Source organism: Collinsella tanakaei (assembly GCF_016900375.1).
In the GTDB taxonomy this organism is placed as follows: Bacteria; Actinomycetota; Coriobacteriia; order Coriobacteriales; family Coriobacteriaceae; genus Collinsella.
Window position 1 is genome coordinate 66925 of sequence record NZ_JACJKB010000001.1, and the last position, 14364, is coordinate 81288.

Annotated in this window: 10 protein-coding genes; 7 read left to right on the plus strand and 3 right to left on the minus strand. The window is 62.9% G+C overall.

Features of this window, described 5'->3' with window-relative positions; translation table 11 throughout:
- Window positions 1-6: 6 nt before the first annotated feature.
- A complete protein-coding gene (glgB, locus tag H6A16_RS00250) occupies window positions 7-2241 on the minus strand; it encodes a 1,4-alpha-glucan branching protein GlgB (RefSeq protein WP_342589699.1) in 2235 nt (744 codons plus the stop codon).
- Between the two features lie 549 nt (window positions 2242-2790).
- Between glgB and H6A16_RS00255 the strand changes: the two genes are divergently transcribed.
- Both H6A16_RS00255 and H6A16_RS00260 read left to right on the plus strand, forming a co-directional pair.
- Window positions 2791-3501 (plus strand): HAD family hydrolase, encoded by a 711-nt coding sequence (locus tag H6A16_RS00255; RefSeq protein WP_239458085.1) that lies wholly within the window; start codon window positions 2791-2793, stop codon window positions 3499-3501.
- Entirely contained in the window at window positions 3498-4172 is a 675-nt protein-coding gene (locus tag H6A16_RS00260; protein WP_204615152.1) for a thiamine diphosphokinase, read from the plus strand. The genes H6A16_RS00255 and H6A16_RS00260 overlap by 4 nt, the downstream gene beginning before the upstream one ends.
- A 226-nt stretch (window positions 4173-4398) precedes the next feature.
- On the opposite strand, the gene H6A16_RS00265 is transcribed toward H6A16_RS00260, so the two are convergent.
- Window positions 4399-5163 carry a phosphotransferase gene (locus H6A16_RS00265; RefSeq protein ID WP_204615465.1) on the minus strand — a complete coding sequence of 255 codons (765 nt, stop codon included), beginning with the start codon at window positions 5161-5163 and terminating at the stop codon, window positions 4399-4401.
- Window positions 5164-5254: 91 nt separating this feature from the next.
- Window positions 5255-7900: a bifunctional acetaldehyde-CoA/alcohol dehydrogenase gene (gene adhE, locus H6A16_RS00270; protein ID WP_204615154.1), complete on the minus strand. Its 2646-nt coding sequence runs from the start codon at window positions 7898-7900 to the stop codon at window positions 5255-5257.
- Window positions 7901-8120: 220 nt separating this feature from the next.
- On the opposite strand from adhE, the gene H6A16_RS00275 reads away from it, so the two are divergent.
- The 5 genes from H6A16_RS00275 (at window position 8121) to H6A16_RS00295 (ending at window position 14299) form a co-directional block, all read left to right on the plus strand.
- A complete protein-coding gene (locus tag H6A16_RS00275; protein WP_204615156.1) occupies window positions 8121-8324 on the plus strand; it encodes a hypothetical protein in 204 nt (67 codons plus the stop codon).
- A gap of 174 nt (window positions 8325-8498) precedes the next feature.
- Complete coding sequence (rpmB, locus tag H6A16_RS00280; protein ID WP_066832438.1) at window positions 8499-8687, plus strand: 50S ribosomal protein L28; 189 nt, start codon at window positions 8499-8501, stop codon at window positions 8685-8687.
- Window positions 8688-8962: 275 nt separating this feature from the next.
- Complete coding sequence (locus tag H6A16_RS00285) at window positions 8963-11263, plus strand: ABC transporter transmembrane domain-containing protein (RefSeq protein WP_204615157.1); 2301 nt, start codon at window positions 8963-8965, stop codon at window positions 11261-11263.
- Window positions 11263-13080 (plus strand): ABC transporter ATP-binding protein, encoded by a 1818-nt coding sequence (locus H6A16_RS00290; protein ID WP_204615158.1) that lies wholly within the window; start codon window positions 11263-11265, stop codon window positions 13078-13080. Before H6A16_RS00285 ends, H6A16_RS00290 begins: the two co-directional genes overlap by 1 nt.
- Window positions 13081-13297: 217 nt before the next feature.
- Window positions 13298-14299, plus strand: coding sequence for a glutamate ABC transporter substrate-binding protein (locus tag H6A16_RS00295; RefSeq protein ID WP_239458087.1), 1002 nt, complete (start codon window positions 13298-13300; stop codon window positions 14297-14299).
- The last annotated feature ends 65 nt before the right edge of the window (window positions 14300-14364 follow it).

Genomic DNA, 14364 nt, shown 5'->3' on the forward strand with positions numbered 1-14364 from the left:
GTGTCGCTACGCCGAGGTAGAGGGGGTCTTCGGCGCAGCCTTTTTCGCGCTCGTCGTCGACTTCTTCGTCGTGGACGAGGCCTTCTTGGTCGCCGCTGCGGTCTTTGCGGCCGCAGAGCGGGTAGAAGCGGTTGCGGTGGACGACTTCTTGGCGGTGGTTGCCTTCTTGGTCGTCGCGGTCTTGGTTGCCGTGGTGGCCTTCGTCGAAGCGGCCTTGGTCGTGGTGGCCTTGGCGGTCGTCTTCTTCGTCGTCGTGGTCTTCCGGGTGGTCTTCTTGGGCTTCGGCGGCACGTAGGAGCTCTTGCCCGTGCGCTTCAGTACGATGCCCGCCAGCGGCGGGATGCAAAGCTCGATGGAGTTATCGAAGCCATGCATCGGCTCGGGATGGCTCGAGAGCTTGGCCGTGTTGCCCTTGCCCGATCCGCCGAACTCAACGGCGTCGGTGTTGAAGATCTCCTGGTAATCGCCCTCGCGCGGGACGCCCATCTGGAACGTCTCGTAGTAGGCGGGATCGAAGTTGATGAGCACGACGAGGTCCTCATCGGGGTTGTCGCCATGGCGGACGAACGAGATGATGGACTGCTCGTTGTTGTTCGGGTCGATCCACTCGAAGCCCTCCTGCACGTAGCCGAGCTCGTAGAGGGCAGGCTGGGCGGTGTACAGGTGGTTGAGCGCCTTGATGAACTGCTGGTGCTTGGCGTGCGTCTCGTACTCATCGGTGAGGAACCACTGGATGGACTCGTAGTAGCGCCACTCGATGAACTGGGCGATCTCGTTGCCCATGAAGTTGAGTTTCGCGCCGGGGTGGGTCATCTGGTAGAACGCGAGGGTGCGCAGGCCGGCGAACTGGCGCCACCAGTCTCCGGGCATGCGGCCGATCAGCGAGCACTTGCCGTGCACGACCTCGTCGTGCGAGAGCGGCAGGATGAAGTTCTCGCTGAAGGCGTACATGATGGAGAAGGTCAGCAGGCTGTGGTTGCCCGGACGCCACGGGAAGTCGGTCTGCATGTAGTGCAGGGTGTCGTTCATCCAGCCCATGTCCCACTTGTAGTGGAAGGCGAGGCCGCCGTCCTCGGCGGGGTAGGTCACAAGCGGCCAGGCGGTGGACTCCTCGGCCATCATCATGACGTCGGGATGGAGCGTGCCGACCGTGTGGTTGACCTGGCGGATGAACGCGGAGGCGTCCAGATCCTCCTCGGTGCCGTACTTGTTGAACTTCTTCTGGCCGGGATCGTCGACGCCGAAGTTGAGGTAGAGCATGCTCGAAACGCCGTCCATGCGGATGCCGTCGGCGTGGAACTGCTCGATCCAGTAGAGCACGTTGGACACGAGGAAGCTGCGGACCTCGCCGCGGCCGAAGTCGAACTTGTGCGTGCCCCAGTTGGGATGGATCTCGCGCTCGTAGAGCATGTGGCCGTTGAAGGTCGCAAGGCCCTGGGCGTCGGCGCAGAAACCGCCGGGCACCCAGTCGAGGATCACGCCGATGCCAGCCTGGTGGCAGGCGTCGATGAGGTGCATGAGCTGCTTGGGCTCACCGTAGCGCGAGGTCGCGGCGTAGTAGCCGGTGCCCTGATAGCCCCAGGAGCCATCGAAGGGATGCTCCTGGACGGGCAGGATCTCTATATGGGTGTAGCCCATCTCGCGCACGTAGTCGACGAGCTCGACCGAAAGGTCGTCGTAGGTGTAGTACTCGCCGCGCTGCGCGGGGAAGGGATCCATGGGGCCGGGGTAGTTGCCGTTCTCGTCGGGATCGCCCTGCGGCTCGTCGCCGTGGCGGCGCCAGGAGCCAAGATGGACCTCATAGATGTTGAGGGGCTTCTTCATATGGTCGGACGACGAGCGGTCGGCCATCCAGGAGGCGTCGCCCCACTCATAGCCGCGGACGTCCATCAGGCGCGATGCGGTGCCCGGAACCTTCTCGGCAAAGAAGCCGTAGGGATCCGCCTTGTACAGCAGCTTTCCGTCTTCGGTCTCGATGACGTACTTATACAGGTCGCCCTGTGCGAGACCTGCGACAAAGCCCTGCCAAAGACCGCCGGTGGGCAGCTGCTCGAGGTGATTCGCGTTCACATCCCAACCGTTGAAGTCGCCGATGACGCTGACGCTTTTGACCTCGGGTGCCCAGACGCAAAAACGCCATCCCTCAACGCCTTCCTGGACGTCGGGATGGGCACCCATTTTCTCCCAGCTGCGGTTCCATGAGCCCTGGGCGAAAAGATGGATATCGTCCTCGGTGATGATGAGGCAGGGTTCCTGCTCCGTTCCTTGGGAGACGGCCTTCGTTTCCTTGGATTCAACACGTGTGCGGGCCAACTTTTCCGTCCAATCGTTAGGGGTGACGCATGCGTCGCCCAGCATGGGTAGGATGCCGCGGGCGCGGACGGCCGGCATGCGCAGGTGGGTCCGGAAAACCGCGACGTCCTTAATTTAGCACTTGCACGCTGTTTTCGACCCACGAACAGGAGAGACGGTCAGTATTGGCCGTTGGGCGCGTGTCGCGAAAGGGTGTCCAACAAGAGTTACCTTTCATCATCGGGCCAGTTCATTCACGTAATGTATCCATTTGGTAAGCATTTTTGCAGGACCGCCGGCCGACGGCGGACGGTCCGTTTCGGCCGGTGTACGTTATAGGGGCAAACGTGAACGGCAGGCCCGCTGTTCGTGTGTCGCATGGCGAGGTTTGCTAGCATGTGCTGGGAACCTCACCTCATGTCGGGACGGGCGCGGGATGCAGCTGATGCCCGTCGACCCCGGCACGCGACCTGGGTCGTTTTTTGAAAGGATGTCGATATGGCCGACGGTTTTCGCGCGATGCCGCGCGCGTTTCTCTTCGACTGCGACGGGACGATTCTGGATTCGATGGGCATGTGGCTCACCGTGCAGGTCGAGCTGCTTGCGGATTACGGTTTTCAGACGACGCCCGATGACTTCGCGCGCTTCGAGTCGCTCTCGATGATGGGCGAATGCTGCGCCTATCACGACACCTGGGGTATCGGTCGCGACGGCCAGGAGGTTTACGACCGCCTCATGGCGATGCTGCTCGAGCGCTACCGCACGGTCGTGTCCGAGCGCGAGGGCGTGCGGGCATTTCTGGATGCCGCCCGTGCGGCGGGCATCCCCATGGGAATCGCGACGTCGACGCCCGAGAACGCGGTCAGGTGCGGCCTTCAGGCCCATGGCCTCGAGGGGTATTTCGACATCATCGTGACGACGGGGGAGGCCGGCGCCTCGAAGGACCATCCCGATGTCTACAACCTCGCGCTCGAGCGCCTCTCGGAGGCACGCGGCATGGACGTTCCCGCGCATGAAGACGTCTGGGTATTCGAGGATGCCGTGTTCGGCCTCAAGAGCTCAGGCTCCGCAGGGTACCGGCGCGTGGGCATCTTCGATCCGCATGGGCGCTGCAAGAGGTCCGATGTCCAGGCGAACTGCGAGCTGTTCATCGACGAGTTCACCGAGCTTTCGCTCGAGCGCATCCTGACGTTCGAGGGCGAGCGATGAGGGCGCTCGGCGACGTGCGTCGCGTGGCCGTCATCGGCGGCTCGCCTGCGCCTTCGTGTGCGAACACCGTCCGGCGCGCCGTTGAGGGGGCGGACGCCGTCGTCGCCATCGACCGCGGTCTGGATGCCGCACGTGCCGCGGGCGTATCCATCGACCTGTTCTGCGGCGATGCCGACTCCGTGAGCGCAGGGGGCGCAGCCCTCGTGCGCGCCGCCGAGGCCGCAGGGGAGAGTGCCCCTTTTGCCGTCGAGCGCTATAACCCGCACAAGGACTTCACGGATCTTTCGCTGCTGCTGCGCGCCGTGTCCGAACGCTGGGGCGCACCCGCCCTGTGCTGCACCTGCCTTGCCGGCGGCAACCCCGACCACCTGCTCGGCGTCTTCGGCCGCCTGAAGGACTGGAACGGCCCCGTCGAGCTTCTGGAGGACGAATCCGAGGGCCGCATCCTCCACGCCGGCCGATCCTGGCAGATCCACGACCATTCAGGCGCCCGCTTCTCCTTCATCCCCTTGAGCCCTTTCGTCACCGTCAGCGAATCAGGCATGCGCTGGGAGCTCGATCACCACCAGGTCGAACTCCTCTCCGACCTCGGCATCTCCAACGTCATCGAGTCCACCCCCGCCACCATCACCTGCCATACCGGCGCCCTCATCTGCTGGTGCTTCAAATAAAGATTCGACCCGATTAAAACCGTCGGCCTGGCGAAACGCCAGGCCGACAACCAAAAAGAGCGCCGCAAAGCGGCGCTCACCAAATAAAACCCGCAGATTACGCTCCAGCAAGGCTGAACGCAGGGAGGCCCCGGAGGGATTCCCTAAGCGCGCAATCCCGCAGCCGCGCAGCGGCGAGGACGCGCGCGTGGGAACCCTCCGGGGCCTCCCGGTCAATCGATCACCCTTACTGGTAATCGAACACGTCGATGCAGCTCATCAGGAACTCATCGTTCGCACCGCCGCGCTTGCGGGCAAGCTCGGAGGCGGCGACGATGGACATGTAGCTGCGGACGATCTGCACCGGCTCGTCGGCACGGTTGCAGTACATCTCGAGGTAGGCCTCGGCCTGCTGCTTGTCCTGCAGGGCGAACAGCAGGTAGGTCATCGCGGCGTCGGCAGCGGGAGCGCCCTGGGTCGCGTGGGCCCAGTCGCACACGTAGAGCTGGCCGTCCTCGGCGACGATCACGTTGGTGGGGTTGAAGTCGCCGTGGCAAACGCGACGGCGGGTCTTCATGCCGTCGAGACGCTGCAGGAGGTCGTAGCGGGTGGAGGCATTCAGCTGGTCGAGGGAGTTGATCATGCGGTCATACTTGTCGACCTGGCGCTGAAGCAGGGGGCAGCGATAGGAGTGGATCTCGATCTGCAGGTCCACGAACTGCTCCAGGTACTCGTAGAAGCGGCCCGGCTCGGCGGCCATCTTCTCGGCGAGGGTCACGCCGGGGACCTTGCTCGTGATGAGCGCCCAGCCGCCGCCCTCGACCTCGGAGACCTCGAGGGCCTTCGGGGAGCGGATGCCGCACTCGTTGATGCGGGCAAGGTTCAGAGCCTCGTTGAAGATGTCGGAAACCGGCTTGGTCTCGTTGAAGACCTTGGCGATCTTTTCGCCGAGGTCGTAGACGACCTTGTTGCCGCGGCGGGCGAGCTCGACCTTGTTGTCGGGAAGCTGGATCATGGTACTACCGTCCTTTCTTAGGTGTGCACCATACGGGTGGCGCCTGGGCGTGTCGTGCGCGTCAGGCGCCGATTTCGAACTCGTGAACTTAGACCTCGTAGCTCTGGGGCTCGCGGCCATAGTAGGCGTCGAGGTAGAGCTCCTTGATCTCGCTCATGAGCGGGTAGCGCGGGTTGGCGCCGGTGCACTGGTCGTTGAAGGCCTGCTCGGTCATCTCGTCCAGGGTCTCCAGGAAGTACTTCTCGTCGACACCGTACTCGGCGATGGTCTTCTTGATGCCGATCTGGTCCATGAGGTCCTCGAGCTTCTTGATCAGGTTCTCGAACACCTCGCGGTCGTCAGCGCCGGTGCAGCCGCAGTAACGGCCGAGGTCTGCGTAGTCCTTGAGGGCGTGCGGATACTGGTACTGCGAGAAGGTGCCCATCTTGACGGGCTTCTCGGCGGCGTTGTAGCGCATGACGCGGGTCAGGATGACGGCGTTGGCCAGGCCGTGCGGGATGTGGTGGAAGGCGCCGAGCTTGTGGGCCATGGAGTGGTTCACGCCCAGGAAGGCGTTGGCGAAGGCCATGCCGGCGAGGCAGGAGGCGTTGTGCATCTCCTCGCGGGCGTGCGGGTCGGCAGCACCCTTCTCGTAGGCGGCGGGCAGGTTCTCGAACACGAGCTTGGCGGCGCGCATGGACAGGCCGCGGGTGTAGTCGGAGCTCATGATGGAGACGTAGGACTCGATGGCGTGCGTCATGACGTCGATACCGGAGGCGCAGGTGAGGCCCTTCGGGGCGGTCATGGCGTTGTCGACGTCGACGATGGCCATGTTCGGCAGCAGCGCGTAGTCGGCGATCGGCCACTTGATGCCGGTCTCGGCGTCGGTGATGATGGCGAACGGGGTCACCTCGGAGCCGGTGCCCGAAGAGGTCGGGACGGCGACGAAGTAGGCCTTCTCACCCATCTTGGGGAAGGTGAAGACGCGCTTGCGGATGTCCATGAAGTCCATGGCGGCATCCTCGAAGCTGACCTCGGGGTGCTCGTACATGAGCCACATGATCTTGCCGGCGTCCATGGCGGAGCCGCCGCCGACGGCGATGATGACGTCGGGCTCGAACAGGCGCATGCGCTCGGCGCCCTTCTCGGCGTCCTGCAGGCGCGGGTCGGGGCAGATGTCGTAGAAGCAGTCGTGGGCGACGCCCATCTCATCGAGCTTTGCCTCGATGGCGCGGCAGTTGCCGTTCTTGTACAGGAAGGAGTCGGTGACGATGAAGGCGCGCTTCTTGCCCATCACGTTGCCGATCTCGTCGAGAGCGACGGGCGTGCAGCCCTTCTTGAAGTAGATCTTCTCGGGAGCGCGGAACCACAGCATGTTCTCGCGGCGCTCCGCGACGGTCTTCACGTTGATCAAGTGCTTCACCCCAACGTTCTCAGAGACGGAGTTGCCACCCCAGGAGCCGCAGCCCAGCGTGAGGGACGGCTTCATGCCGAAGTTGTACAGGTCGCCGATGCCGCCCTGCGAGGAAGGCGTGTTGATCACGATACGGCAGGCGGCCATGACGTCCTGGAACAGGGCGATCTTCTCGGTCTCGGCGGGGTGCACGTACAGCGACGCGGTGTGGCCCGGGCCGCCGGCGAGCACGAGGTGCTCAGCCTTGTCCACGGCCTCCTGGAAGTCCTTGGCGTGGTACATGGCGAGGACGGGGGAGAGCTTCTCGTGGGAGAACTCCTCCTTGACCGGATCGGTGGAGGTGACCTCGGCGATCAGGATCTTGGTCTTGGCCGGGACGTCGATGCCGGCGAGCTCAGCGATCTTGGCGGCGGGCATGCCGGGGATGCGGTGATCGAGGGCGCCGTTCTTGAACATGGTCTCGCGCAGGGCCTCGAGTTCCTTGCCCTTCTTGACGAAGTAGCAGCCGCGGCGCTTGAACTCGGCCTTGACCTCGTCGTAGACGGAGTCGAGGGCGGTCACGGACTGCTCGGAGGCGCAGATCATGCCGTTGTCGAACGTCTTGGAGTGGATGATGGAGTTGACGGCGAGCTGGATGTCAGCGGTCTCGTCGATGACGACGGGGGTGTTGCCGGCGCCGACGCCGAGGGCGGGCTTGCCGGAGGAGTACGCGGACTTGACCATGCCCGGGCCGCCGGTGGCGAGGATGATGTCGACGTTGTGCATCAGGGCGTTGGTGAGCTCGAGGGTCGGCTGGTCGATCCAGCTGATGATGCCCTCGGGAGCGCCGGCCTTGACGGCCGCCTCGAGCACGAGCTTGGCCGCGGCGATGGTGCACTTGGCCGCCGCCGGGTGCGGGGAGATGATGATGGCGTTGCGGGTCTTCAGGCAGATGAGGCACTTGAAGATCGCGGTGGACGTGGGGTTGGTGGTTGGGATGACCGCGCCGACGACGCCGATGGGCTCGGCGACCTTGGTGATGCCGTAGGCCTCATCGCGCTCGATCACGCCGCACGTCTTCGTGTTCTTATAGGCGTTGTAGATGTACTCGGCTGCGTAGTGATTCTTGATGACCTTGTCCTCGAGGACGCCGCGCCCGGTCTCCTCGACGGCCATCTTGGCCAGGGGGATACGGGCCTTGTTGGCTGCCATCGCCGCCTCGTAGAAGATCTTGTCCACCTGCTCCTGGGTGTAGGTGGCGAACACCTTCTGGGCATCACGCACGTAGGCGAGACGCTCCTTGAAGGCATCCACGGTGTCGACTACTGCGGGATTGGCATGAACCGTAGGCTTTTTTGCCATGCTGAGCTCCTTTTCATCGGTGCCTGCCTATGGCCCGTATTCTATATGACGCTTCAGGGGGTGAATGCCCGAAAGCGCGCGTTGACGTTCAAATTGCCGTAAACGGTAGATATGAAACGCTTCAACAGCGAGGATATGGAGCAAACGTGTCGGAAATATGTAGGCCGATGCATCTGCATCGATCAAAAATACCCGACATAATCCCACTTAGATGGTCGTTATGGCCGATTCCAAGCATACAATGACACCGAAAACAGTGAAACGCTTCAAATTACAAGTCGGAAGGAATTGTGTATTCGCGCGCGCAATCAACTTCATTCGTATGCGTCGGCAGGGGATGGTCACCAGCCGTGACGATTTGGAGATTCTCAAGCTCATTGTGGTCGTTTGTGACAATCTGCTCGCCGTGGGCATCTGCATCTGATATAGTGCTTGAGCGCTTGAGATGCGTAATCTTCATATTCGGTCGATGCGGGCGCCTACGAACCGCTGAACCCCTGCTCAATGTGTAGATTCCGCAGATGGGCGTTTTCATGCTATACTTCACTGCTGTTTGTTCATGCGGCTGTTTATCTGCCGTCCAAGGAGGTTAACGATTATGTCCAAGGTTTGTGAGATCTGCGGTAAGCACCCCGTTGCTGGTCGCTCCATTAGCCACTCGCACCGCGTCGCCATCCGTAAGTTCCGTCCCAACATCCAGCGTGTGTACGTTGTCGTTGACGGTCATCGTCGCAAGATGAACGTCTGCACCAACTGCCTCAAGTCCGGCAAGGTGGCTCGTTCCTAATTAACCTTCTCGGCAAACATCGCGTGAACCGTATCTGACGGTACACTTAACGAACGTTCTGGCACCCTCCGGGGTGCCTTTTTTCATGAAAGTTCGGGGACAGGTCCCAAACTTGCACAGGGAGCAATGAAAGTTTGGTGCCTGTCCCCAAACTTTCATTAGGTGCCTAAGTTGTTGGATTTCGATGAATGGTTGGGGGAGTTGCATCTTCGGGGTGAACAGGGGAAGAATGAATGCCGCTGTGTCCATTCCGAGTTATGAGAAGAGGAGGGCCCGTGAAGATATTCAGCTTCCTCAAGAACCATAAGCTGAGCTTCCTCATCGCGCTGGTGCTGCTGTTCGCCCAAGCGAATTTCGAGCTCACGCTGCCGGGTATCATGAGCGATATCGTCGATGTCGGCATCAGCCAAGGCGGTATCGCGAGCGCGGTTCCCGACAAGATCACCACCGACGACCTCGCCGATGTCGAGCTGTTTTTGAGCGAGACCGAGGCGAATAAGGTCGAGGTGCTCTACAGCGCTCCTGACGCCGATGGCGTGCGCGTCTTTACCGGTACCGATGAGGAGCGCTCATCCATTGAGAGCTTCATGGCCCAGGCAGAGACGCTTGTCTATCAGCTGGACCAGGGCGTTTCGGTCGACGAGTGGACCGATTCCGAAGATCCTCAGGTCACCGACGCCATCCGCTCCCAGATGGGGGATACCCTGTATCTCGACGACCTGGTGCAGATGACCGAGGCGTTCGCGACGGCGGAGACGGGCAGGCCGGTCGAGCTCGGTCCCGGAAGCCTGGTCGACCTGCGCCACCAGCTGATCGACCAGCTTGGCGATGCGGACGGAACCCTGGTCCAGTCGCGCGCCGTCGAGTTCGTCCGCGGCGCCTACGAGGACGCGGAGGTCGACCTCAATGCTGTCCAGACCAACTACCTCATCGGTCAGGGCGCGACGATGCTCGGCATCGCGCTCGCCTCTGCCGCCTGCGCGATCCTAGCCGCGCTCAACGCGAGCCGCACCTCCGCCGCTATCGGACGCGAGGTCCGCCATCAGCTGTACGAGCAGGTGCTCGATTACTCGCCCGCCGAGATGAACAAGTTCTCCGCGGCATCCCTCATCACGCGCGCGACTAACGATATCCAGCAGATCCAGATGGTCACGGTCATGTGCCTGCGCATCGTGCTGTTCGCCCCGTGCATGGGTCTCGGCGCCGTGGTTCGCGTGCTGACGACGCCTACCGGCATGGAGTGGATCCTCGTCGTCGCCATCGTCACCATCGCCATCGCGATCGGCGTGCTGATGGGTCTTACGCTGCCTAAGTTCAAGATCATGCAGTCGCTCGTGGACCGTAACAACCTGCTCGCGCGCGAGGTGCTCACGGGTATCATGCCCATCCGCGCCTTCGGCCGTCAGCAGCACGAGGAGGAGCGCTACGACGAGGCGAACCGCGAGCTCACCGCAACCTATATATTCACCAACCGCTGCATGGCGCTGCTCATGCCCGTCATGATGATCGTGATGAACGCGACCACCGTCGCCATCGTGTGGTTCGGCGCGCAGGGCGTGGACACCGGCACCCTGCAGGTCGGCACCCTCATGGCATATATCAACTACGTGATGCAGGTCATCATGAGCTTCATGATCCTCACCATGATCTCGGTCATGCTGCCGCGTGCCGGCGTCGCCGCCGAACGCGTGCAGGAGGTGCTCGACACGCACACGTCCATCCACGATCCGAAGCCCTCCGATCGCGTCACGCGCGAGAAGGGCGAGGGCTGGAAGGGCGTCGTGTCGTTCAACGACGTCACGTTCGCGTATCCCGATGCCGACGTACCAACGCTGGAGCACATCAGCTTCACGGCGGCGCCCGGCAAGACCTGCGCCATCATCGGCTCGACTGGCTGCGGCAAGTCGACGCTGGTGCAGCTCATACCGCGCTTGTATGACGTGACCGAGGGTTCGGTCACCCTTGACGGCGTCGACATCCGCAACATCGACCTCGCCGAGCTCCGCCGGACGATCGGCTACGTGCCGCAGAAGCGCATGCTGTTCTCGGGCACGATCGAGTCTAACATCAAGTACGGCGACGATGCCATGAGCGATGGCGATATGGTGCGCGCCGCCGAGATCGCCCAGGCGACGGAGTTCATCGACAGCAGGCCCGAGGGCTACCAGAGCCCCATCAGCCAGGGCGGCTCGAACGTGTCGGGCGGCCAGAACCAGCGCCTGTCGATCGCACGCGCGCTGGCGATCCACCCGAAGGTGCTCGTGTTCGACGACTCGTTCTCCGCGCTCGACTACAAGACCGACGCCACGCTGCGCGCCGAGCTCGACCGCCAGTGCTCCGACGCGGCGGTGATCATCGTGGCGCAGCGCATCGCGACCATCATGCACGCCGACGAGATCCTGGTGCTCGACGACGGCCGTATCGTCGGCCGCGGCACGCACGAGGAGCTGCTGCGAGGCTGCCCCGAGTACCTCGAGATCGCCAAGAGCCAGCTTTCGGCCGCAGAGCTCGGTCTCGACGAGACGGCAGGCGATGCCGCCGGCGACGATAACGATATGAAGGGAGGTGAGCGCTGATGCCGGGACATCGCCGCCGCGGGCCCGCGTCTGAGCGCGCCCGTGATTTCAAGGGAACCATCAAGCATCTCGTAGCCTATCTCTCCCATGAGCGTATCCCCGTGTGCATCGCGCTCATCTGCGCGATCGCCTCGGTGGTGTTCAACGTCGTCGGACCGCGCATCCTCGGCCAGGCAACCACGAAGCTCTTCGAGGGCATCTCTGCCAAGATCCTAGGCACGGGGTCCATCGACTTCGCCGGCATCGGATACATCCTTGCCGGCCTCATGTGCCTGTATGCGACCTCGGCCGCCTTCAACTTCCTGCAGGGTTGGCTCATGACAGGCGTGACGCAGCGCGTGTGCTACCGCATGCGTCGCGAGATCATCGAGAAGATTGACCGCATGCCGCTCGGGTATTTCGAGAGCAACGCGGTGGGCGATGTGCTCAGCCGCATCACGAACGACGTCGACACGGTCGGCCAGTCGCTCAACCAGTGCGTCACGCAGCTCATCACGTCCATCACGCAGATCATCGGCGTGACGGTCATGATGCTGTCGGTGTCGGCAGCTCTAGCCGGCATCACCTTCCTGACCGTTCCCGTGTCGCTCGTGCTCATCGTGATCGTGGTGCGCTCCTCGCAGCGCTATTTCCGTCAGCAGCAGACGCTGCTCGGCCGTGTTGACGGTGTGATCGAGGAGAGCTTCTCCGGCCAGAACGTCATCAAGGTGTTCAACCGCGAGCAGCGCGCCCTGGCTGACTTCGATGTCGATAACGACCTGCTGTACCAGGCCGGTTGGCGCTCGCAGTTCCTGAGTGGCCTCATGCAGCCCATCATGAACTTCGTGGCGAACCTGGCCTACGTCGCCGTGGTCTCCTTCGGAGCGTTCCTCGCCGTATCCGGCGCCATCACCGTGGGCGATATCCAGGCGTTCATGCAGTACGTCCGCAACTTCACGCAGCCCATCACGCAGCTGACCCAGGTATCCAATATGGTCCAGATGCTGTCGGCGGCCGCCGAGCGCGTCTTCGAGTTTCTGGATGAGCCCGAGGAGAGCCCGGATGCCGAGACGCCCGAGCTCCCCGCGCGCACGCACGGTGCGGTGAGCTTCGACCACGTGAAGTTCGGGTACGTGCCCAACAAGACCATCATCCACGACTTCACCTGCGATATCGAGCCCGGTCAGACGGTCGCCATCGTGGGCCCCACGGGTGCGGGCAAGACGACCCTCATGAAGCTGCTCATGCGCTTCTACGACGTGAACGCCGGCGCCATCCGCGTGGACGGCGTGGACGTGCGCGACTACGCGCGCGACGACCTGCGCGCGAACTTCGCCATGGTGCTGCAGGACACGTGGCTCTTCAAGGGATCCATCTTGGAGAACATCCGTTATGGCCGCGCCGACGCCTCCGACGACGAAGTCCATGCCGCCGCCCGCGCGGCGCTCGCGGACCACTTCATCCGCACGCTTCCCGGTGGCTACGACTTCGAACTCAACGAGGACGCCTCCAACGTGAGCCAGGGCCAAAAGCAGCTGCTCACCATCGCGCGCGCGTTCATTGCCGACCGCCCGATCCTCATTCTGGACGAGGCGACGTCGAACGTGGACACGCGTACCGAGGAGCGCATCCAGCGCGCTATGGACGCCCTCATGCAGGGCCGCACGAGTTTCGTCATCGCGCACCGCCTGTCGACGATCCGCAATGCCGACAAGATTCTCGTGCTGCGCGACGGCGACATCGTGGAGTCCGGCACCCATGAGGAGCTGCTCGCTCAAGGCGGCTTCTATGCGGAGCTCTATAACTCGCAATTCGAGCACGGTGGGGAAGAGGAGTAGCGGTAAGACCGGATCGGCAATCTACGAATCACTTGCGGCCGCGTGGGCAGGTTCCACGCGGCCGCACCTTTATATATGCCGAGAATCGGTGGAGCGGTTCCTGTTAACGTTTCTAATTTCGAGTAGTTGGGTATGAATTTCAATTACAATACCCCTACACCTCTTATTGCAGGACATACTTTAGTGCGCTAATGCACATGACCGAAAGGATCATCCCATGCTTAAGCAAGCCCAGGGCAACCGCCTCATGCTCAACCGTCGCCAGGCGCTCATCGGCCTTGGCGCCGCCGGCGTCGCGGCACTCGGCCTCGCCGGATGCAGCGATGTCGAGGCGCCCGCACCCGAGGGTTCCGATACTGCGACGGATGCGGCTGACGAGGAGGCCGAGGAGCGCCAGCTCGATGCCGAGGCCTACGATGCCCTGATCGCCGCAGGTGGCGTTGCCGACGACGCCGCGGTCGCCGCCAGCACCTGGGCGACCAAGATCAAGGAGGCCGGCAAGATGCGCGTCGGCGGCGTGCAGACCTCCATGCTCTTCTGCCTCATGAACGAGAAGGACAACAAGGTCCGCGGCTTCGATGCCGGCCTCTTCCAGCTGCTCACGCGCTACATCCTGGGCGACGAGAACGCCTACGAGCTCACGCAGGTCACCTCCGATACCCGCGAGTCCGTGCTTACGAACGACCAGGTCGACGCCGTGTTCGCCACCTACTCCATCACCGATGAGCGCAAGGAGGTCATCTCCTTTGCGGGTCCGTACTACACTACCCAGCAGGGCATCCTCGTGACGGCCGACAACACCGATATCAACGGCGTCGACGACCTCGCTGGCAAAAACGTTGCCGCCCAGTCCGGCTCCACCGGCCCTTCGGTGCTCGAGGAGTATGCTCCCGAGGCCACCATCCAGGAGTTCTCCACCGATGAGGAGGCTCGCTCCGCGCTCGAGCAGGGTCGTGTCGACGCCTATGTGATCGACCAGACCATGCTCATGAGCGATATGGTCAAGCGCCCGGGCGCCTACAAGCTCACTGGCGATGCCTTCGGTCCGGTTGACGCTTACGGCATCGGCCTGCCGCTCGATTCCGACGGCGTCGCCTTCGTCAACGATTTCCTCGCCAAGATCGAGGAGGATGGCACCTGGTCCGACCTCTGGCAGGTCTGCATCGGCGACCGCGCCGACATCGACGCCGCGCCCGAGCCCCCTGCGATCGGCGCGTAAGCGTCCTTTCGCAGCCGCGGGGGTCCATCGCCGCCGCACCCTGCACGGCGGGGTGCCTGAACGTT

What these genes read in the sequence shown, in the direction of transcription:
- H6A16_RS00255 (WP_239458085.1), top strand. Translation starts at nt 2,791, where the DNA reads ATGGCCGACGGTTTTCGCGCGATGCCGCGCGCGTTTCTCTTCGACTGC.
- H6A16_RS00260 (WP_204615152.1), top strand. Translation starts at nt 3,498, where the DNA reads ATGAGGGCGCTCGGCGACGTGCGTCGCGTGGCCGTCATCGGCGGCTCG.
- adhE (WP_204615154.1), bottom strand. Translation starts at nt 7,900, where the DNA reads ATGGCAAAAAAGCCTACGGTTCATGCCAATCCCGCAGTAGTCGACACC.
- H6A16_RS00275 (WP_204615156.1), top strand. Translation starts at nt 8,121, where the DNA reads ATGGCCGATTCCAAGCATACAATGACACCGAAAACAGTGAAACGCTTC.
- rpmB (WP_066832438.1), top strand. Translation starts at nt 8,499, where the DNA reads ATGTCCAAGGTTTGTGAGATCTGCGGTAAGCACCCCGTTGCTGGTCGC.
- H6A16_RS00290 (WP_204615158.1), top strand. Translation starts at nt 11,263, where the DNA reads ATGCCGGGACATCGCCGCCGCGGGCCCGCGTCTGAGCGCGCCCGTGAT.
- H6A16_RS00295 (WP_239458087.1), top strand. Translation starts at nt 13,298, where the DNA reads ATGCTTAAGCAAGCCCAGGGCAACCGCCTCATGCTCAACCGTCGCCAG.